General features: G+C 51.5%; 20 protein-coding genes. 18 read left to right on the top strand and 2 right to left on the bottom strand.

Annotated elements, in window-relative coordinates:
- Position 1: 1 nt before the first annotated feature.
- The 17 genes from ACLW56_RS22870 (at position 2) to ACLW56_RS22790 (ending at position 18731) form a co-directional block, all read left to right on the top strand.
- Positions 2-1939, top strand: coding sequence for a lipase family protein (locus tag ACLW56_RS22870; RefSeq protein WP_330985967.1), 1938 nt, complete (start codon positions 2-4; stop codon positions 1937-1939).
- Complete coding sequence (locus ACLW56_RS22865; protein ID WP_330985966.1) at positions 1932-2699, top strand: hypothetical protein; 768 nt, start codon at positions 1932-1934, stop codon at positions 2697-2699. The genes ACLW56_RS22870 and ACLW56_RS22865 overlap by 8 nt, the downstream gene beginning before the upstream one ends.
- Positions 2700-2701: 2 nt before the next feature.
- Positions 2702-3469 (top strand): hypothetical protein, encoded by a 768-nt coding sequence (locus tag ACLW56_RS22860; RefSeq protein ID WP_330985965.1) that lies wholly within the window; start codon positions 2702-2704, stop codon positions 3467-3469.
- Between the two features lie 2 nt (positions 3470-3471).
- Entirely contained in the window at positions 3472-3738 is a 267-nt protein-coding gene (locus tag ACLW56_RS22855; protein WP_330985964.1) for a PAAR domain-containing protein, read from the top strand.
- A gap of 3 nt (positions 3739-3741) precedes the next feature.
- Positions 3742-4902 carry a hypothetical protein gene (locus tag ACLW56_RS22850; RefSeq protein ID WP_330985963.1) on the top strand — a complete coding sequence of 387 codons (1161 nt, stop codon included), beginning with the start codon at positions 3742-3744 and terminating at the stop codon, positions 4900-4902.
- A 169-nt stretch (positions 4903-5071) separates the two neighbouring features.
- Complete coding sequence (locus tag ACLW56_RS22845; protein ID WP_415378084.1) at positions 5072-8302, top strand: ImcF-related family protein; 3231 nt, start codon at positions 5072-5074, stop codon at positions 8300-8302.
- Entirely contained in the window at positions 8302-9897 is a 1596-nt protein-coding gene (tssA, locus tag ACLW56_RS22840) for a type VI secretion system protein TssA (protein WP_330985961.1), read from the top strand. The genes ACLW56_RS22845 and tssA overlap by 1 nt, the downstream gene beginning before the upstream one ends.
- Positions 9898-9906: 9 nt before the next feature.
- Positions 9907-10635 (top strand): hypothetical protein, encoded by a 729-nt coding sequence (locus ACLW56_RS22835; protein WP_330985960.1) that lies wholly within the window; start codon positions 9907-9909, stop codon positions 10633-10635.
- Positions 10636-12399 carry a type VI secretion system baseplate subunit TssF gene (gene tssF / locus ACLW56_RS22830; protein WP_330985959.1) on the top strand — a complete coding sequence of 588 codons (1764 nt, stop codon included), beginning with the start codon at positions 10636-10638 and terminating at the stop codon, positions 12397-12399.
- Positions 12354-13457 (top strand): type VI secretion system baseplate subunit TssG, encoded by a 1104-nt coding sequence (gene tssG, locus ACLW56_RS22825; protein WP_330985958.1) that lies wholly within the window; start codon positions 12354-12356, stop codon positions 13455-13457. Before tssF ends, tssG begins: the two co-directional genes overlap by 46 nt.
- Positions 13438-13974, top strand: coding sequence for a type VI secretion system lipoprotein TssJ (gene tssJ / locus ACLW56_RS22820; RefSeq protein ID WP_330985957.1), 537 nt, complete (start codon positions 13438-13440; stop codon positions 13972-13974). The genes tssG and tssJ overlap by 20 nt, the downstream gene beginning before the upstream one ends.
- On the top strand, positions 13967-14419 hold the full coding sequence (tssE, locus tag ACLW56_RS22815) for a type VI secretion system baseplate subunit TssE (RefSeq protein ID WP_330985956.1): 453 nt from the start codon (positions 13967-13969) through the stop codon (positions 14417-14419). Before tssJ ends, tssE begins: the two co-directional genes overlap by 8 nt.
- 32 nt (positions 14420-14451) lie before the next feature.
- Positions 14452-14925, top strand: a complete 474-nt coding sequence (locus tag ACLW56_RS22810) for a hypothetical protein (protein ID WP_330985955.1) — start codon at positions 14452-14454, stop codon at positions 14923-14925.
- A 54-nt stretch (positions 14926-14979) separates the two neighbouring features.
- Positions 14980-16335: a VasL domain-containing protein gene (locus tag ACLW56_RS22805; RefSeq protein WP_330985954.1), complete on the top strand. Its 1356-nt coding sequence runs from the start codon at positions 14980-14982 to the stop codon at positions 16333-16335.
- 121 nt (positions 16336-16456) lie between these two features.
- Positions 16457-16888 (top strand): hypothetical protein, encoded by a 432-nt coding sequence (locus ACLW56_RS22800; RefSeq protein WP_330985953.1) that lies wholly within the window; start codon positions 16457-16459, stop codon positions 16886-16888.
- A 512-nt stretch (positions 16889-17400) separates the two neighbouring features.
- Positions 17401-18177, top strand: a complete 777-nt coding sequence (locus ACLW56_RS22795; protein WP_330985952.1) for a hypothetical protein — start codon at positions 17401-17403, stop codon at positions 18175-18177.
- 143 nt (positions 18178-18320) lie between these two features.
- A complete protein-coding gene (locus tag ACLW56_RS22790) occupies positions 18321-18731 on the top strand; it encodes a hypothetical protein (protein WP_415378080.1) in 411 nt (136 codons plus the stop codon).
- Positions 18732-19063: 332 nt separating this feature from the next.
- Here the strand turns inward: ACLW56_RS22790 and ACLW56_RS22785 are convergent, their stop codons facing one another.
- Both ACLW56_RS22785 and ACLW56_RS22780 read right to left on the bottom strand, forming a co-directional pair.
- The gene (locus tag ACLW56_RS22785) at positions 19064-19687 is read right to left on the bottom strand and encodes a hypothetical protein (RefSeq protein ID WP_330985951.1); all 624 of its coding nucleotides are present in this window, start codon (positions 19685-19687) and stop codon (positions 19064-19066) included.
- Positions 19688-19712: 25 nt separating this feature from the next.
- Positions 19713-21095 (bottom strand): integrase family protein, encoded by a 1383-nt coding sequence (locus tag ACLW56_RS22780; protein WP_330985950.1) that lies wholly within the window; start codon positions 21093-21095, stop codon positions 19713-19715.
- A gap of 519 nt (positions 21096-21614) precedes the next feature.
- Between ACLW56_RS22780 and ACLW56_RS22775 the strand changes: the two genes are divergently transcribed.
- A partial coding sequence (locus ACLW56_RS22775) for a helix-turn-helix domain-containing protein (protein WP_330985949.1) occupies positions 21615-21808 on the top strand: 194 nt, incomplete at its 3' end.

Below are 21808 nucleotides of genomic sequence, written 5' to 3'. Positions count from 1 at the left end.
CATGACTACCGCTGTATCCTCACTCTGTCGTAAAAATCCCCATGCTCCATGCGAAGAACAGATGCCCTACTGGGTAGAATTTCAGTTGGTTGATGAGCAGGGCGATCCCGTGGCGAATATGCCATGGATAGCCGAAAGCTCTCATCCTGTTTCAGGGCCAGTCGATAACTTTACGCATTCAGGTCAAAGCGATGCAAATGGACTTATTCGCATAGATATGCCCCATGGACTTGAGTTGAAACTGACACTTGACAGTAATCAACTGACAAAGGAAATGGAAAATCGCGTTCTTCGTGTTGGTAGGGATCCTATAAATGATTCGACCGTTCGTCCAAAAGCAGAGAAAAATGGCTATGTTTGGCACTATGCCGTCGTGGGCGAATTATGCCATGAAAAACCTGATTTACAACTAAGAGACGGGGAGCAGTTGCCCCTATATCATTTTCCAATCAGTAGTTCATTTAAGGGCGTTAAGGTCAGAACAAATGAACTCGAAAAACGTCATGTTATCGAAATCTGCCCGTTTAGAGCCTGGGAGTTAGTTCTCCATCACCAGAACGATTACTCTATGGCCAATGCCGTTAATTTAGGGTTGGCCTCTGATTTGGCATATGATGATATAGAAATTATTACTAAGTATTTTATTGGTAAATGCCAGGATCTGTCGACCATACCATCAAGAAAGATCGGTAAATCGATGATTAATGCATTAGTAATTGATGTACCGTATGCCGATAGATACTTTCTTCCTATAGATATCGATTCGACCAAAGCGGATGATCCTGAAGGTGATACCCAGCTTTATTATGTTTACAGTAAAAATAAAATTATCATATCGTGGCGCGGTACTGCCAGCCTGACTGATGGGATAACTGATGCTTCTTTTAGACCAGTTGAGTCCAATAGTTGCAACATCAAATCGGAATGTACTTCATTAGTTCCTGCCGGGAAGGTGCATACTGGTTTTTGGGCAGGCTATACCTTAATAGAACGAAAATTTGAAAAGGAACTTACTGAACTAACGAGAATAATACCGGGTAAAGAGTTATTCATTTGTGGGCATAGCTTAGGAGGAGCGCTGGCATTAATTCATTCTGCTAGGTTAAAAAATAGGAACCCACTTCTTTACACATACGGTATGCCAAGGACGTTCACTAAAAATGCTGTAGATGCACTATCAAGTATTATTCACTATCGACATGTAAACGATCAAGATCCAGTACCATCAGTTCCCCCTGAGGCTGATCTGGATAATCAGTTATATAAACTATGGGGGCCATTGGGAACAACTCTTGGTTTTTTATGGTCGGTTGTTGAACTTACCGCTTGGCAAGTCGTAGAGTGGGGGGACTGTTTTTGGCACCATGGGAATACGGTCGCATTTTTAACCACAACTCAAAGTAGAAAGTGGCAACAATGTAGTATTGAACTTCCTTATCCAAGAAATTGCATGACCATTCAGGCAAGTCTTCCTGAAAAGGTTAAGCTTTATCTTGTTCCTTCGCTGGCGCTTCAGGAAGCCAGGCAATCCGGGCAAGATCAAAAGGCTTTTAAAGCTTCACTAACTAAGGAAGATCTTCAAGAATTTTTCCCCGAAGGCATGAATCCAAATAGAGGGATTCCTGCGAATATTGGAAATCATCTTCTGACATCATATATGCCCTATATAAATAATAAATTGTTAGGGTTAGCTTATGAAAAAGGGTTAAGCGATGGAAAGGCCTTCACTGAGCATGCCGATAAAGTAGCATCCTTTAATTTACAAATGGACCACTATTCAGATGAAATCCCTAAGAATGAGTATGACAGGAATAAAAAGTTTCTTTCGATCGAGGATTTGCTAAAAAATTCGCTTAGCTCAACCATCTCTGCCGCATCCGGTTCCGATGCTCTTAAAAGATTTGGCCATTATGGTGAAGAGGACATAGAAAATGTATAAGAGATTAAATTCATTCGTCTTGATCCAGTTTGCTTTATTGCTAAATGGATGCGCTCAGGCAACTGACAGAACATTATCACCACCATCGAATTCTGATTGGGTTAATATTGAGATAAAAAATCCTTCTGCGTATACAAAGCCTTTTCCTCTTGAAGTGTTGTACGTATCTACGACGTGCAAGCGTGAGTTGATGAGTATGCGAGATGGTAAGCATTATGAGAAGGTGGGACTCAATCCAATAAAAATACCTCTTCAGGAAAAAAACTCATCCGGTGTATGGATTGCAAAAGTAGCAAGAGATGGTGGTGGCAAGTGTAACTGGAAATTGAGTGAGTTCAATATGGGGATCGAATATATTGAAGCTACCCACCTTGGTAAGGGATTGGTTCCTGGAACTGCCGTTGGTGCTACTATTGCGTTTGATGACAATGCAACAAAAAATGGTCGATTTAAGATATTTACAGGTTCCGAACTTGTTTTATCTCCCATGTACTACCCTTTGATAGATAGTAATAAAGATATAAGCGTGAATGATACGTTGAATTTATTTGGTCAGGATGATTTTTTACTGAAAAAGATAGTATCTTCAGAAAAAAATGTTCAAATTAAATTCGAACCGACAATTGATGAGTCTAAAGTCGTCAGGATGATTGCTCCAACAGAACAAAAAGTGGGGGTAAACTATAAAATTATCTACCCTGATGGCACTGTTGTGTCTGATGGGACAACTCACCCTGATGTAAATAGATTGAAGGATTAATTATGGAGAAACTTATAAATAAGTTATTCCTCTGCACGTTAATGTCCTTTATTGTTAGTTGTGTCAGTGCAGATGATCGTACACTGTCACCGCCACTAAATACTGGCTGGGTTAATATTGAGATAAAAAATCCTTCTTCGTATACAAAGCCATTTCCTCTTGAGGTATTATACGTATCAACGACGTGTAAGCGTGAGTTGATGAGTATGCGAGATGGACAGCATTATGAGAAGGTGGGGCTTAATCCAATAAAAATACCTCTTCAGGAAAAGAACTCATCCGATGTATGGATTGCAAAAATAGCAAAAGATGGCGGCGGTAAGTGTAACTGGAAACTGAGTGAGTTCAATTTTGGTATTGAATATACTGATGCTACTCATCTCGGGAATGGTTTAGTACCGGGAACTGCTGTTGGTGCAACAATCGCGTTTGATGACAATGCAACAAAAAATGGCCTATTTAAGGTAACTCAAGATTCTGAGCTCGTTTTATCACCTGCCTATTACCCCTTGATACAAAGTAATAAGCGCATCAGCACAAATGATATGTTGAATTTATTTGGTGAGAACAACTTTATGCAAATAAAGATGATTTCCTCTGCCAAAAGCATTCAGATAAAATTCATGCCAACTCTTGATGAATCTAAGTTGGTTAAAATGATTGCACCAAAAGAGCATAAAGTCGGAGAGTTTTACAAAATTGTCTACCCTGATGGCTCAGTTGTATCTGATGGATCAACCCACCCTGACGTAAGCAGACTGAAGGATTAAACATGACAAAAGGCTTAGTTTTGCTTGGTGACAAAACCTCTCACGGCGGAAAAGTGATCTCCGCTTCATCCAATATTACTGTCGACGGGAAGAAAGCCGCGTTAGTTGGCGATATGATCAGCTGTCCGGTAGAAGGGCATGGAACAAATCCTATCGTAGAAGGATCACCGCACCGGACATTTAACGGTCGCGCTGTTGTCGTCGATGGCTGCAAATGCCAGTGCGGTTGTACTGTAATTTCAAGTGCTCAGAACAGCACAGTAGGATAATCAATGGGCTGGGAAAGGACGAAAGCAACAACAATGACGTTGCCTCCTGAGCCATCTTTTACGGGATGGTTGTTGGCAGGGGGTGTTGCCGCGGTTGTGGGGATTTTGCTGTTTATCCTGCATGCGTCAGGCATGGTTAAGGCTCTGGCTGTATTCAATATCTGGTGGCTGGCATCCAGCCCGGTTCTTTGCTGGTTTTTCCTGTTTTGCTTGCGGGGGTGGCTGTGGGGCAGAACAGCCAATGAACATCAGTTTTTGCAGAAGGAGGCTGAATACGGGCAGCAACAGTGGGAAGCCTGGGCTGGACGCTATCTGGCCGTACTGGGAAGCAGCATACTGCTACCTTCCGGAGTGACCTCTGACGCCATTGCTAAATCAGATGCTGCAGATGCGCCGCAATTGCTTTCACTGACCAGCCATTTTGATGCGAAATCGACGACGTCCACCTCCTTGATCGAACTGGGTCTGGCCGGTGTACAAAACGCGATCGCAATGTTGCCTGCGACAGTGCCGTTCAACGTTACTATTGTGAGCGACATGTTTTCGTCAGACTTCGAGACCCGGTTTCGCAAATCATGGGGGAAAATTTATCCCGGGCGTGCGCTGACAGGTTCGATTTCATGTTGTGAAGTCCTTTCTTTTGCCTGGATCGAAGAGCGCCTTAAAAATCCCGTTTTCGATATTGATTTGATCCTGATATTGCAGAACCAGGGGACTGAACAGTATTCCGATGCGCTCGCGGCGCTGATATTGACCAGCGATGATATTGCTGAAAAATACCAGCTTCCTCACTCTGCCCGCATCCTGCGACCGATGCCGCTGGACATGCCAAATTTCAGGGCTGATATGGGTTTGTTCCTCGAAACACAAACTATCGCCTGTCAGACGTCAAATGTGTTCTGTGATTACGGGCACTGGAATGACGGGTTTGCTGATCTAATGACTGCGTCTCAATCACATCTGGCACCGTGGGTGCCCCAGGAAATTGATGTACTTGAAAAATATAACGGTATTCCAGGTGCCGGGAGTGCGTGGCTTTTAGCCACATTACTGGCCGACATCGTGTCCGTCAGCAACAAACCTGTTTTAGGGTTGTTTACCTCAGGTACTGATCGTTTTGTCAGTACTGTTACCTCAGGGAGTGGAAATAATGATGCCGGGTAGTACATGGAGCAGAGGGGGGCTTATCGGCATAATAGCCTTCATCTCAGCGATTATAGTGGCCGTGATCCTTCATTTCGGCCCCTCGCATGGCCTTGATACCCGACTGAAGCAAGTGCTTGCATTTGTTGCCGTATGGATAGCCTTGCTGATTGTTTTCTATACACCGCTTATGTTCCGGTTTATGAAGGAAAAGTATCATCGCTGGCGAGAGCAGAAGAACAATGCGTTGCCTTCTAATGAATCAAGAGTTGCCCGGACTCCGCCACGTAATGTCACAGTTGATACCATCCGTGAAGCCATGCGTAACCTCTACGGTCGGCGTTGGGGGCGTAAAACCCGCATCCTGCTGATAACCGGTACCGCCTCTGAGGTGGAGCAGCTGACTCCGGATCTTACGGCTAAGCTCTGGCAGGAAGACCGCGGCACGCTGTTGCTGTGGGGCGGTGACCTCAATACGCCAGCAGACAGTGCCTGGCTGACCGCGCTGCGCAAACTGCGCCGCCGTCCAGTGGATGGGCTGGTGTGGGTCACCTCGGCCTTTGACCAGCTCGCAGCGCCGGGGCTGGAGCAGCCGCTGCCGGTACCGTCTGAAAGCACCATGGATTCCCTGTCCCATGCCATCAGCACGCGTATGGATAAGCTTGGCTGGCAGCTCCCGCTGTATGTCTGGTCCCTGCACCCGCGCGCCGGTCAGCCTGAAGGGCGCATTACTCAGGCGGCAGGTTGTCTGTTGCCTGCTGGTTGTCGTACCGAAGGGCTGGCAGAACAACTCTCCGCCCTGACGCCAGATTTGACCTCACAGGGCCTGCAGCAGACCTGCGGTGAAGTAAAACATAACTTCCTGCTGACGCTTGCCGACCAGCTTATTCGTGAGCCGGAGAGCGTAACTGCGCCGCTGTCGGTGATGCTCAATCCGTATCGCCCGCTGCCGCTGGCCGGCGTGGTGTTTAGTCAGCCCTCAGCAGGTGCTGAACGTGCCGTGCCGCACCACTGGGGCATGGATAAGCGCTGGGATATCCTGCCTGAGTCTGTCCGGACACTCCCGGCCGGACTCCGTCCGCGCAAACCAGGCATTCCCTGGCGCAAAGTGTTTGCGTCAGTTGTTGCCCTTGCGATGGTGGGCTGGGCTGTATGGATGAGCATCGCGTATGTCACCAATCGCAGCCAGATTGACGGCGCGAATGCTCAGGCTGCACTTGCCGCCCGAGAGAATCAGCCGCTGGAACAGCGCCTGCACGCGCTGTCTGAACTGCAGAAAACGCTGGCCCGTCTGCTGTACCGTTCTGAGCACGGTGTGCCATGGTATGAACAGGCCGGGCTGAGTCAGAACAATGCCCTGCTGGCGGCACTCTGGCCACGCTATCAGGACAGTGCACTGCCACTGTTGCGGGATGCGGCCGCAGACCATCTTCAAAAGCAGGTCAGCGCCTTTAACGCGTTGCCGCCGGGCAGCCCGTTGCGTGAGCAGATGGCAAAAACCACCTATGACCAGCTCAAACTCTACCTGATGCTGGCCCGTCCGGAGCATATGGACGCCGCCTGGTTCAGTTCGGCGCTGCTGCACGACTGGCCAAAACGTGATGGCGTGAAAGACGGCGTCTGGCAGGGCGTGGCCCCATCGCTGCTGTCGTTCTATGGTGCGCAGCTGGCGACGCATCCTGAGTGGAAGCTCCGTGCTGATGAAAGCATGGTCAGCCAGGCGCGCTCCCTGTTGGTTCGCCTGATGGGGGTACGTAACAGTGAATCGACCCTGTACCAGAAGATGCTCTCCCAGGTGGCACATCTGTATGTCGATATGCGCCTGGAAGACATGACCGGCGATACCGATGCATCCCGTCTGTTCAGCACCACGGAAGTCGTGCCGGGCATGTTTACCCGCCAGGCCTGGGAGCAGGCCGTGCAGCCGGCCATCGAGAAGGTGGTGAAGGCGCGCCGGGATGAGCTCGACTGGGTACTGACTGACAGCAAGCGCCAAGCGAAAACGCAGGATGAAACTTCTCCGGAAGCTCTGAAGAAGCGTCTGACGGAACGCTACTTCGCTGACTTTGGCGGGGCCTGGCTTGAGTTTCTCAACAGCCTGCGCTGGAACCGTGCCACCACCCTGTCGGATTCGATTGACCAGCTGACACTGATGGCCGACGTGCGTCAGTCACCTCTGGTGGCGCTGATGAACACCCTGAACGTCCAGGGGCGCACCGGGCAGAGCGGTGAAGCCATTTCGGACTCGCTGGTGAAATCGGCCAAAAACCTGCTCGGGGGTGATAACAAGGATGCCATTGACCAGAGTGCCGGCGTTCACGGCCCGCTGGATGCGACCTTTGGCCCGGTGCTGGCGCTGATGGATAAAAACCGCACGGGGGCACAGGAGCAAAGCTTGCAGTCGTTCCTGACTCGCGTGACGCAGGTGCGTCTGCGCCTGCAGCAGGTCACCAATGCTGCTGACCCGCAGGCCATGACCCAGACCATTGCCCAGACTGTATTCCAGGGCAAGGCTGTTGACCTCACCGAAACCCGCGATTACGGCAGCCTGATTGCCGCAGGGCTCGGTCAGGAGTGGAGCGGCTTTGGGCGGACGGTGTTTGTGAATCCGATGGAGCAGGCCTGGCAGCAGGTGCTGACCCCGGCGGCCGACAGCCTCAACGCCCAGTGGCAGCAGGCGGTGGTGGCTGAGTGGAACAGTGCCTTTGGTGGTCGTTATCCGTTTAACAATTCCAGCAGCGATGTTTCCCTGCCGCTGCTGGCCAAATACCTCAACGCAGATTCCGGGCGTATCGCGCAGTTCCTGCAGACCCGCCTCAAAGGCGTGCTGCACAAAGAGGGCAATCACTGGGTGCCGGACAGCATCAACTCGCAGGGGCTGGCGTTTAATCCGGCGTTCCTCAATGCCATTAACACCCTGAGCCATATCTCGGATGTGGCCTTCACCGAAGGCAACGCCGGCATGAACTTCGAACTGCGCCCGGGCACTGCCGATGGCGTGATGCAGACCGACATGATTATCGACAGCCAGAAGCTGACGTATGTGAATCAGCTGCCGGCGTGGAAGCGCTTCACCTGGCCTGCAGATACTGAGGCTCCGGGTGCGAACCTGAGCTGGATAAGTACACAGGCGGGCACCCGCCAGTACGCTGACATTCCTGGTGCCTGGGGCTTAATTCGCCTGCTCGATAAGGCTGCGGTCAGCGCGTACCCGGGTGTCGGCAGCAGCTACAGCCTGAGCTGGAAGGCACAGGACGGTCGTACCCTCAATTACACCCTGCGTACCGAAGCCGGCGAAGGCCCACTGGCGCTGCTGAAACTGCGTAATTTCCGCCTGCCGGAAACCATCTTCAGCACCACCGGTGTCGCACCGTCAGACCCGGCGACAGATACAGCCAGTGACGACGGGGGGACATACTGATGAGCACACTCAATGCCTTACTCAGTGCCTGCCAGACAGAGCAGGCACCTCTGCTTGCCGCCACCCGTGAGCGTGTGGCGCAGTGGGACAGCTGGCTGCAGCCGCTGTCCGGTTCATCGCCTGTTGGCGAGGATCCTGGTTATGACGATGACTTCCAGCAGATGCGCGAGGAGGTCAACAAACTCTCCGGCGCGGATACCGAACTCATCTGTCGGCTGGCAGAGAAGCTGCTGACCACCACCGCCAAAGATATCCGTGTGGCGACTTACTACTGCTGGGCGAAGCTGCACCGTGAAGGTGAGCAGGGACTGGCCGAAGGACTCGAACTGCTGGCCGGTCTTCTGGAGCGCTTTGGCACACAGCTGCATCCGCAGCGTGACCGCAGCCGTAAGGCGGCACTGGAATGGCTGGCAGGATCGCGCATGACCGACTCGCTTTCCCTGTACCCGGAAGTGGTCAGAGAAGAGGCGATGCGTACCACCGGTGCGCTGCTGCTGATAGCCGGGCTTACCGAAAATGAGCCGGATGAAACCCGTCCTGAACTCAATGCGCTGTACGGCGCGCTGGAGAATCGTCTGCAGAAAGCGGGAGGCGTGGATGCGGTGGTACCGCAGAACGCCAGTACCAGCGAAACCCCGTCGGCTGCCAGCCACAGTGATGCCCCGGCCATCGGGCGGATCACCTCCGGTCAGGATTTACTGGCCCAGGCCCGGACGCTGACTGAATACCTGCGCGAGCAGCCAGATGGCTGGCTGTCAGCACACCATCTGATGAAGAGCCTGCGTCACGACACCCTGCGGGCCATCCCGGCCCCGGATGCACAGGGGCGTACACGCATCGAGCCGCCAAGGGCGGATCAGCGCGCGTTACTCAAACGCCTCTACCTGCAGCAGAACTGGGCTGAAATGCTGGAAACGGCCGACAGCACATTTTCGCGCGGCGCCAATCACCTGTGGCTGGATTTGCAGTGGTACATCCACCAGGCGCTGACGAAATCCGGCAAGGAGACGCTGGCCGACATTGTCACGGCTGATCTGAAAGGGCTGTTGTCGCGCCTGTCCGGACTGGAGACGCTGGCGTTCAGTGACGGTACGCCGTTTGCGGACGAAGTGACGCTGAACTGGATCCAGCAGAGCGTGCTGGACACCGTCGGCGGCTGGGGTGATGACACCCCATCAGCCCCGGTCACCTCCGGTAACGACGATATTCTGGCGCTGGAGCCGGAAGCCGTGGCGCTGGCCGACAGTGAAGGCCCGGATGCCGCGCTGGGCTGGTTGCAGACCCGACCGGGTATGACCACCGATCGTCAGAAGTGGCTGATGCGCCTGCTGATGGGCCGCATTGCTGAGCAGTACGGTAAAAATGACCTGGCGGTACACCTGTTTGCAGAGCTGGGTGAGCGTGCAAAAGAAGTGACCCTCAGTGAGTGGGAGCCTGAACTGTTGTTTGAGGTACAGGCCCGCCATCTGAAACTCCTGCGCCTGAAAGCCGGTCGCAGTGAGGCTGATAAGGCCCGTCATACACCGGTAATGGACCAGCTACTTGCCGGGCTGATCGCTGTCGATCCGGTTCGTGCGGCAGTGCTATGTGGTTAGGAGAGGATAATGGATTCACTTGCAAATATTGGCGTGCTGAAATTAGTCGTAGCTGCGATTATTGGATATGTTGTAAAAATGATACTCGACTGGGCATTGAAAACTTTCGTAAGCCCGCGACCTACAAAGAAATTTCGGTTTGATAAAATTCCTTGTGAAACTAAAGTTGATATCCTGGAAAAGATAAAAAACTTGGCAATAGCTGAAAATAAAAACTCTGCCGAATCAAAACCCTCCATAGCTGTTCAGATGAAGTTTTTATATGAGCAAATGGGCATTTATCTTCCTGTCTGGCATTGCCATCAACTAATTTCATGTATGGCACAGGAGAATATTGGCTCTCGCGACATTCGTTTAAACGGATTCCTGAAAAATCCGTTTATCGGACGATGTCTTACAGGGGAGTTTTATGTCGACAAAAAAACAGTTAGCTGGTTTTACGCCTCGATAATATTATTCAGCATATTTTCTATTGCAGCACTGGCCTATACAGGCCTGAGCACATTACATGCTCTATTGCAAACGAAACAGGAAGCTCAGTTTTTTATTTTTTTAATAATTTATGTGGTTTCCATCTTCTTCGTTTTTGCTTTCTCGATTAACGAAATTGAAGACATCTGGCAGGGAGTAAAGTTTGGGAACATTTTTGAGTGCTGGATACAGGATAAAAGCCCTCTCGTTGATATTGATACTCCAGCCATAACACCACCTGCATTGAAGCTTCATCATGAGGAATAAATGGAAGATTTAACCCTGCGTTATTACGACGCGGAAATGCGCTACCTCCGTGAAGCCGCCAAAGAATTTGCCCAGACCCATCCGGACCGGGCCGCCATGCTTGACCTCGATAAGGCCGGGACACCCGATCCTTATGTTGAACGTCTGTTTGAAGGCTTTGCTTTTTCGATGGGGCGGCTGCGGGAGAAGATTGATGACGACCTGCCGGAACTGACCGAAGGGCTGGTCAGCATGCTCTGGCCACACTACCTGCGTACCATCCCGTCACTCTCGGTGGTGGCATTCACGCCTGCGCTTCAGGCGGTGAAGATGGCGGAAGTGATGCCCGCGGGACTGGAAGTGTATTCCCGCCCGGTGGGACCTAAAAACACGGTCTGCCGTTATCGTACCACCCGCGATGTGATGCTCAACCCGCTGAACATTTCAGGGGTGACCATGACCACCGAGCCTGATGGTCGCTCGCTGCTACGGATGCGCTTTGCCTGCAGCACTCAGGCGGACTGGTCTCATGCTGACCTCAGTCACCTGAGTCTCTATCTCGGGGCGGATGCGCCTGTCAGCAGCCAGTTGCACCTGATGCTGACTAAACGTCAAGCTGCCCTGTATATGCGCCTGCCCGGGCAGACCGACCGCATTCGCCTTGACGGGTACTTCTCGCCGGGAGGATTTGCAGAGGAAGACGGGCTGTGGCCGAAAGGCGATACCGCCTTCAGCGGCTACCAGCTGCTGCTGGAGTACTTCACCTTCCGCAATAAGTTTATGTTCGCCCATCTCAACGGCCTGGACGGTATTACGCCGCCTGCCGGGGCAGAGTATTTCGACATCGAAGTCGTGTTCAGCACGCCGTGGCCGTCAGACCTGCCGGTCACCGATGACGCGGTTCGTCTGCACTGTGTGCCGGTGATTAATCTGTTCACCCTGGAAGCGGACCCGCTCACCATCACCGGGCTTGAAAGTGAGTACCTGCTGCGCCCTAAACGACTGCAGGACGGACACACCGAGATTTATGCCGTGGATTCGGTCACCGGTTCAAACCGCACCAGTGATGCCGAATACGTGCCGTTCAGCAGCTTCCGCCACAAGGGCGGGATGATGCGCCATCACGCCCCGCCACGGTATTACCACACCCGCGTTAAGCGGGGCATCACCGGATTGTATGACACCTGGCTTATCCTCGGTGGTCACCAGTGGGAAGATGATCGGTTGTTTGAGCGTGAGGCCGTATCACTGCAAATCACCGGCACCAACGGCCAGTTACCGCGCCGGGCACTGCAGAGCACGCTGCTTGACCGCTGTGAGCAGGTGGTACAGACGCCGCTGACGGTGAAAAACCTCTGCAAACCCACGCTGCCGGTTTACCCGCCTGCGGAAGACCGCTTTCACTGGCGGGTACTGAGCCACCTCGGCTCCGGGTTCCTGAACATGATGAGCACTGCTGAAGTGCTGCGCGGGACACTGGCACTCTATAACTGGCAGGAAGATGAACTGAACACCCGCCGTCTGGAGGCGATTCAGCAGGTGGAGCACCACCGCCTGCAGCGCTTTGAACAGGGCTATCTGCTGCGGGGGCTGGATATCGAAGTGACTCTTGACAGCAACGGCTTCACCGGTGAGGGAGATATTCACCTGTTCGGTGAAATGCTCAACCGGTTCTTTGCGCTGTATGCCGACATGAACCAGTTCAACCAGCTCACCCTCATCGTACAGCCAGAAGGAAAATGCATCCGGTGGAAAGAGAATCACAGTCCACGCCTGCCCGGCTGATGGAGCGGCTACGGCAGTACCTGCCGTACATGAACTTTTATCGCTTCTGTCAGGTACTGGAGCAGAGCCAGCCGGGTAAACCGGTTATCGGCAGCAGCTGGCAGGTGCGTCATGAGCCGGTGCGCTTCCGGCCGCATCCGGGTATGGGCTTCCCGGCGTCTGAAATCAAAGGGATTGAGTCGCCAGAGCATCCCCATCTGCCGCCGACGGTGCGCATCACCTTTATGGGGCTCTATGGCGTGGAGTCTCCGCTGCCGACGCATTATATCGATGACATCACCCAGCGCCGCGAAGGCTATGAAGCCACGGCGGATTTTCTCGATATCTTCAACCACCGGCTGATTGCCCAGTATTACCGCATCTGGCGCAAATACTCTTACCCGGCAAGCTTCGAAGCGGGCGGTAAGGACAACATTTCGCAGTATCTGCTGGGTCTTGCAGGACTTGGCATCGACGGCTGTACGGACAGTATCGCCGCCCCTGCGTCACGTTTCCTCGCACTGCTGCCGGTGATGCTGCTGCCGGGACGAACGGCAGAAGGTCTGGCTTCCCTGGTGCGTCTACTGGCACCTGACACTGAGGCAAAAATCTGGCACCACGACAAGCGCCGCGTGCCCCTGAAAAAGCCGCTGGCCATGAGCGTCAGTCAGCCCGTCACCCTGACCAGTCGTCCGGTGATGGGCAACTATGCCACCGATGTGAACAGTCAGGTGTTGATGCGTCTGACGTCCACTAATCCGGAAGAAGTGCAGGGCTGGCTGCCCGGAGGCGAGCTGCACACAGACCTGATGGCGCTGCTGCATGTTTATCTGGGCTCGCGCCTCGATGTGCGGTTACAGCTGTGTGTCGACCGCAGTCTGCTGCCGGACGCGACCATGAGCACGAAACCCAAAGCAGGTGCCGTGCAGCTGGGCCGCACTGCCGTGATGCGACCGCTGAATGCGGCTAAGACCGCATCACACCCCAAAACAATCACCATTAACCTGGGCCGCTATGAGCGGGTTCAGGAAAATCTTCACCGCAGGGAGACCGATGAACATGGCGAGTACCGCTGGTAAATTCCCCCTGGTGGCACTGGCCGCGGGTATCACACTGATGCTCGCAGGCTGTGGGCTGACCCAGAGCGTCACGGACGGCACCGTCGCCGTGACCAAATCGATTTTTTATAAGCAGATAAAGACCCTGCATCTGGATATTCGGGCCCGTGAGGCCGTCAACAGCAACGCCGGCGGCGTGCCGTTGTCCACGGTGGTGCGCATCTACCAGCTTAAGGACAGGAAAACCTTCGACACCACGGACTACCCGTCACTGTTTAAGACTGACAGCCAGGCCATCAAGGCAGACCTGGTGGCGGAGAAAGATATTCGCCTGCAGCCGGGTGGGGCGGTGATGGTGGATATGCCGATGGATGAAAACGCGCAGTATGTTGCGGTGGCTGGTATGTTCATGTCCCCAGACCAGGTGAACAACACCTGGCGGGTGGTGCTGAGCCGTGACGACCTCGATCCGGATAAAGCCCGGGTGATTGAGGCCGGTAACAACCGCCTGACCCTGAAGGCGCTGAAAGATGAGTGATACCCCGCGTCCGTCGCTGTATGAAGCGCTCTATAACAATTTCACGGGCGGGCTCGACCTGCATCAGGTCAGTGAACAGAACCAGACCATCCTGTCTGTGCTGGATAATATGCAGCGTATTCTGAACTGCCGGGCAGGGACACTGGCGCATTTGCCCGACTATGGGCTGCCGGATATGACCACCATCATCCAGGGGCTGCCGGGTACCGAGCATGACCTGATGGACACGCTTTCCGGCGTGTTGCTGAAGTATGAGCCCCGGCTAAAGCAGATTACGGTGGTGATCCAGGATCAGACCACGCCCGGTGAACTGCGCTACGCCATTGATGCCGAGCTGAAAGGCATCGGCCTGGTGCGCTATGGCACGGAATTTATGCCTGAAGGTCGTGTGTTGATTCGCCACATGAAGCAACAACACTACCTTGATCAGCCGTCCCGGGTTTAATTTTCCCTTTCTGTACCTGGTGCGGAACTACTATGTCGGCAAAAGCACAGTTTTTGAAAAAATTGCAGGCTCAACGCCCGCGAAGCGCCGCCTTTGACACGAAAGCCGAAGCGGATATCGCAGCATTTCGTCAGCGGATAAGCCTGCTGCAGGAATCGGTGGAGACCTGGCTTGTCGGTACTGAGATACGCACCGAAGCCACCGCCATCTCGCTGATTGAGTTTCTGATTGGCGGAAGCGCGTTTTCGGTGCCGGGTATTGCTTTGCACTACGCGCAGCGGAGTATCCAGTTTTCGCCTGTTTTCCTGTACGGGCAGGGCGTAACCGGCTGTATTGAGGTCTGCCTGACTGCAGATGGCAATATCCGGCCTCTGTTCCGTCTGTTTATGCGCAGCGGTGATCGGGATGACTGGACCTGGTGCCCGGCCGGAACGCAGAACGGAAATCCTGCCAGGTTTGATGAAGAGGCATTCTTTACGATGATCGCGCCTCTGCTTCCTGAGTAATCACTGTACCTGTTTTTGAGCCCGGCTCGCATTTTTGCCCACGGACAACCCAACATGCATGACGAACAACCCCGCCAGGTGAAAACCGGTGGCGACCCGCGTTCATTGCCTGAGTTTATGGCACTGCGCGATGAGATGAGCAAGCTGACGCATCCGGCACGCCCGGATGTCGACTGGAAGCAGGTAGAAAACCTGTCACTCTCCCTGTTTGAAATTAACGGGGTGGAGCTGCAGACCGGGGCCTGGTATACCCTGGCGTGCAGCCATCTGGCACGGGTCAATGGCCTGAACGAAGGTCTGGCGATACTGACGGCACTGCTGAGCCATCAGTGGGCTCAGCTCTGGCCACAACCGGCACATGCCCGGGCCGAGATAATCAACGGCCTACTGCAGCGTGTGCAAAAACTGTTTCGCACCTTTTCGCTGGGCGCTGCAGATGTTCCGGCCCTGTTCCTCGCTGAAAAGCGACTGCTGGAGATGAAGGACATACTCAGACGCCAGGAACTGGAACATGCCTGTCAGATGAATCCGCTGATGCAGCTGATACGCAGCGCGTTAAGCCGTCTGGAGAACTCTCCTCAGCCTGAGGGTGAGTCTGCCGGGAACACGGTACCCGGAGAGGATGTTGTCATAGCTGAAGACGCCCCGGCCAGCCGTCTGGTGTATGTCATCCAGAAAGCGCCGGAAGTGGGGATTCAGGTCACTGAAGAACAGCCGGTACAGCCGAAACGCTGGCCCGTCTTTGTAGCCGGCATGGCGACCGCACTGGTACTCAGCGCTGCCACGGTCTTCGGCTGGCAGGTTGTCCATCGCCCGGATGAAGCCACCCAGCCAATGGAGGCATCTGTCGCCTGGATACCGGAGGCGATGACGCCGGCGCAGATTGAAGCCTTCCGCGGGACTGAAAGCAGCAAGACCCACTCCGGGATGTGGCTTGCGCGCATGTCCAGTCAGGTCAACTGGATAACCACGCTGGCTCCCGGCTGGCGACTCCGCTACGGTCAGGGGCTGGTGTCGCAGGCTAAGGCGTTGTGGCCGGATGATCCTGCAACCCGGGCACTGGTCAATCGCTGGGAGCAATATCAGGCAGGCCGGACGCTGCCCGCGAGTGAACTGACAGGCTGGCATGACGGTATGGCGCAGCTCAGGGCCCTGTCGGCGCAGTTGGATGCGCTGGACAGGCAGAAAGGCAAGTACATGACCGGCAGCGAGCTGAAGACGATCGTCTGGCGTATCACCAGTACGTTCGCCAGCGCGGTTCCGGTTGAGGAGCAGCTGCGACAGCTAGTACCTGCTGCAGGAGATACAAATGCGCCTCAGGCGAACCTTGAACAGGTGGCACGCCATCTGGATTCACTTATTCATGTGCTGGAGCAGGTATCGGCTAAGCAACCCGATGCAAAACCTTAAAAGACAGTTTTTTTATTCCCTTTCAATATTTAATAACTGCCTCAGTATTCTTTACCGTCATCATCTTTGATGAACATGTTGAACCCGAGGTGGTTCGTTGTAACTTACAAATGGAAAACTAATGAATAAATTATTAATTTTAGCAACGTTTGCCACAGGCCTTCTTTTATTGGGGTGTGAAGATAAAAGCCAGCCGTCTGAAGACCAAATCTCCTCAGCTATTTCATCTCGGTTTGACTCAATTTATTCTGGGTTGAGCCAAATGGATAAATACAAGGTAATGGCAGCAGCTGGTCTGTCATTTGTCAGCGTAAAAAAGCTCGATAACTGTAAACCCAATGCTAGTGATAAAGATATCGTGAATTGCCCCGTTGAGATTCATTTCAAAAGAGATTCAGTGCAGGCTTTAAGTAATTTGAATGATGTTGCCAGGGGGGTTAATACAGTATATTCAAGTGTCAGAGATCTTGAAATGACGAGAAGAAATGAGAGCTGGGAATGTGACCCTCGGTTGATCGTGCAATTACAATTATCCGCAGTGCTTGCCCAATAAGTAGTTATTGACATTGTTGATACAAATTAAAGGAAGCACTTTTGCTGTGGCGACTTAATTATATATTCTATAATGCACACTATCATACTGCGCTGATACTGCTTCTGATTATTGGATGCATTGAGATACTTGTACTATTGGCAGGGATGACAATCCCTGGCCATCTTGATATGGCGCTTGGAAACTTGTCGCCGGGGAGGCATTACTCGGGGCGCATGTAGTCAGACCCGGTGACAATCATCTAACAGCAGTTTCAGAGCCAGCGAGCTATTATTGGATTGATGCCGTCGGGCTAATTACGGTAAATGTACCAGCAGATCAACAACGTGTACTGGGGATCGTTCGCGAATATGTTGCGAGAGCGCGTGCGGTGCTGGATGCAAACATCATCAGACGACAGCCTCATTTTGCCGGGCCAATCATTACGCCCGGAACAAGCTCTGTTGAGCGCTGTCCGGCAATGTAGCTCCCGGGAATAGCCCGGCTACGTTCTGGTATTAAGGAATAACTTGATGAAATATTGGATATTACCCTGCGTTTGCCTGTTCAGTGTTATCACGCAGGCGGCAAGTTTTGACTGTAAGAAAGCCAATACGGTCGTCGAACAACTGATTTGTAATGATGAAACTCTGGGCGACCTGGACGAGCAGTTAAGCGAGACCTATAAAAGCCTCCTTAAGACTACGACCGATCGGCCAGCGCTGATCACCACCCAGCAAGACTGGTTTACGGCCAGAAATCTGTGCAAAACGCCTGAGTGTGTTGAACAGTCTTATCACAACCGGCTGTCACAGTACGCGGTGATGCCGCGTAAAGGATGGAAGCATTACGTTAACCAAACCCTAAAAGTGAGCTTTGACTATCCCGGACGTTATAAGGTGAAGCCATGCCCTGAGGGATTTGGTAAAAACTGTATTGCTGTCGTTGATAAGCCTCAAAACATGCAGGACAGCGATTACGTCATTGCCTTTAATGTTGTCAAAGGCGGTCTGGAGGAAAATGCCACGAATGAAGCATTATTCGAGCAAACGGATGGCAAATGGATGACAACGGCTGGCCAGGGCATTCCTCAGGAAGTCCAGTCTTTCAGCGGCAACAACTGGACTGGAATGAAGGCTGTGCAGGTATGTGGTATCAGTGACAAAGAGACCGGTTTCCACGCCGCAGGCGGGGAATGTTTCTGGGCTGTGATGAGTAACGGGCATGCTTCAGTTGTTGCTGACACTCAGGGTATTATTGGCAATGACCCGGAAACTTTCCATATCATTGAAACGCTGAGATTCCTCTAGCAGATTGATCTGCAGGATGGCAGCACTGTTTCCTGGTGACAAAGTGACTTCCTTAAAAGTTATTTTTTTGCCTGCTAGTTATTACGTATTCACCTGGTTAAACAGTTAATGGCTGATGGGGAATAAATCCCCGGAATAAAATCATGGATGCAGTGATGAAAAAAATAAGTCTCTTACTGTTGTTGAGTGTCTTTTTTACCCTGCAGGCTGAGTCTGCGCGTGGACGGCAACCTTGTTCCGGCTCAAAGGGTGGCATTGCGCATTGCACATCGGATGGACGTTTTGCTTGCAACGACGGGAGCTTGAGTCAGTCGAAGCGGTTCTGCTCTGGGTACGGTTCTTCAGAAGTCCGCAATCCGGTAAAACCTTCAGCTTCTACCCACAAAACGCAGACGAAAAAGACGGCAGCTGCGAAAAAGCAGGAACAGCAAAGCGTTGCAGACAACAATGACCCGGTCAGTACACAACCCCGACAACCAACATGCGCACCTCTCTATATGGCTAACAAGCCCGGATATACTCATTTACCGATTTGCTCAGGAAACCAATATTAATCAGATATAAAAAAAGTCCGCTGTCTGTGGTTCAGACTAAATAATCAGGAATGGAATAAGAAAGGAAAGAGATAAAACATGGCCCGAAGAAAAAAAGATGACAATGCAGCAGGTATCATCCTGGTTACAAGGTATTAAACCACAGCTTCTTTCGCCCATCTTGATAGTGCCAGACCTCGATATATTCTCGATGGTTTCCGGCTTAACTCATTTTCCTCAATCCGAAAGAGTATTTTTTCATACTGTACTATTTGATATTTTGAACCGCAGCGCTGTTTTCTCCATGTGATAATTTATGACCTATAAATATTATATGAAACTCCAGGTGGCTCTCATTCATCAGATAGTATCCCTTCGTTCCTCATCGTTTTCCAACGGCGGTCAAAACTGTTTTTGTTACCTATAAATGTAGTTTTTATTTGCATCCATACTTCATTTTTCACTCCTCTCTTACCATTGTTTTTTGGGAGTTTCACCGGAATGTGCCCCAGATTTTTAAGGGTGGCAATTATTTGAGTCTCCTGTCTGGTTTTTATGCTAACTTTATTGTCGGACTCATCTCTTTGATTACCTGTGAAATGACTTTTTATCTTATTTGCTAAGGTGATGCGTAATGAATTTATGAGGCTCGTCATCATTACATTCTGATTGTCTTTAGCGATATTTTTAAGCTTGTGTTTATCAAATTCTCCAAATTCAAATATTTCTTGTGTGCACATAAAATGAATAAACTCTTCCGGGGAGCAGGGAATGGCGAGCACGGGAACTGTGTAATCACCCGTTGGGTGCTCAAACAATGCATTGAACTCCTCAATCGTTAAAGCATTCCTGATTGCTTCTGGTGTATCTGACGGACGCTCCACCCAGATTCCATCTTCTTTTAATGTGAGGTTTGGTGCCGGCCAATCTTTGCATTCGTGTGATGCAATTTGAAAAATTGACATCAAATCGGTCATTCTCAGGTTCATCGTCTATCTCTTCTTATGCTTCATTAACTAATCGTAAATGTACGGAGGTGAAGGCTGGTGCATGAGACGAGACTTGTGCCTGATTCAGTATCCACTCTTCAATCGAAACATGCCATTTTCTTAGCAGGTCAATGGGTCGTCGGCGATAATGCTTTTCGGCTAGTGCACTTGGTTTGTGTCCCATGATTTGTGCAACGATACCCACCGGGACTTCGACCCACTCTGAAAGCGTACCGAATGAGCGGCGTAATCCATGCAGACTGATGTGTGGCAATCCGGCTTCATTCAATGCTCGATTGTGGGCAATTCTAGGCTCCTTCAGCCGACCATCGACGCTTCTGGAGCTCGCAAACACATAAGGATTATCTGTTACCCCATCCGACAATTTACATCTTGGAAGGCTGTCTGCGAGAAGGGCTACATAGGGAGTTAGGGGGATGGTTCTTGTACTTTCAATTTTGTCTTTGATAGCCATCGTATTCCAGACAAAGTCCAGATCGACCCATTTCAGATTTGCTAATTCTTCTCTGCGAGCACCTGTTAGCAGTAAAATTTGTAAGTAGGCCGATATTGGCTTGTTGGTCAGTTTTTGGACGGCACTAAACCAGTTGGAAAGCTGTTCTCGCTGCAGGCAATCATCCTTAACGGTAGGCCGAGCTAGTTGTTCTTTCACTTCTATTGACTGGCAAACATCTTTGGCTACCAGGCTGGACCAGATACTTTGGCTAAGCCACGAAATAAATGCTCTCAACAAACGGTAGGCATGAGCGGCTACGCTTGGTCGGGTTTCACTTTGCTCCTTAAGCCATTTTGCAATTCTGGCCGCTGAGAGCTCCTTCAAATGGAGCGGAAGTAGTGGTGCAAAAGGTCCGGCAGAAGTAAGACCTTTACCCCGTGTCTTTTGAAGACCGCCTGGTGAAGAAAGCACAAGATGATCATTAATATAGCGGGCTGAACGCGGCTTGCCCGTTTTGGGACTACGAGTCACCTTCAGGTACGTTAAGTATTCATTCCAGGCCATCTGAAATGTGGTTGAGTCAATCTCAGCAAGTTTTTCCCTTTCCTCTGCCGCCTCGCGTAGTTCTTGTTTGGCCTCCCTGGGATCGATTCCTGTATCGCAGAGAGCCTGCAAACGTCTGGCTTCTTTTCGCGCCGTATTTTCTTCGAAGTCGGCAGGCCCATCCAGCCGCCAGATTTTCACATTACCAATTGTTAGGCGCAGTGATTTGCCATGAATCCTGCTTTGAAAGATAAAAGCTTTCACTCCTGAACGGGTGATGCGAAGCCCAAGCCCTGGCACTTCACTATCCCAATAGAAGGTCTGGTGCTTACCCTCATCAGCTCTGGCTTTGGCTATAAAACTGGATGTAAATTTTACTCTGGTGATTTCAGTCATTGCTTGTTTGCTTACGTAGATAGCTGTGTAAGCAATATGTAAGCACAGGGCATCAACATACATCTATTCATAACAATCTGAATCGACCTCGAATTTTATATAACCAGTTGTTTTTAAATGGTTGTTAAATCCATATCAACACTGAATAATCTTCTTTTTCTTTTAATCCTCCTATTCGTAATGCGAAGGTCGTAGGTTCGACTCCTATTATCGGCACCATGAAATCAAGCAGTTACCTACCTGTAAGCATCCCTGCAATCCGTGCCATTCACTTTTAGAGATCTTCCGACATACTGATGATGTCCCCTGAGGAGATCGCCATGCGTAAGGCCCTCATCACCGTACTGAGGTCCGTCGAGGCAGACCGGACCGTCAAAGATGTCTGTCGCGAAGCGGGAAAACCTGAAGCCTCGTGCTAAATAGCTGCGCCGAATAGTAGATCACTTAAAGGGAACTCAGCCCGGATTGTGCGATCTGATCAATCGCCAAACCAACCAAAATCACCAACCGGACTGAGCAATGCCGATCATAGCACCCATCCCCCGAAATGAACGACGTCAGATGCAGAAAATTATCCATAAAACACCCGATAAAAATTACGCCCGCAGGCTCACCGCAATGCTCATGTTGCATCGCGGTGACCGTGTCAGCGATGTTGCCAGAACGCTCTGCTGCGCCCGCTCATCCATCGGTCGCTGGATTAACTGGTTTAC

The sequence above is a fragment of the Pantoea sp. sgz302252 genome (assembly GCF_047713085.1).
In the GTDB taxonomy this organism is placed as follows: domain Bacteria; phylum Pseudomonadota; class Gammaproteobacteria; order Enterobacterales; family Enterobacteriaceae; genus Scandinavium.
This window is presented reverse-complemented; position numbering and strand designations above follow the sequence as displayed.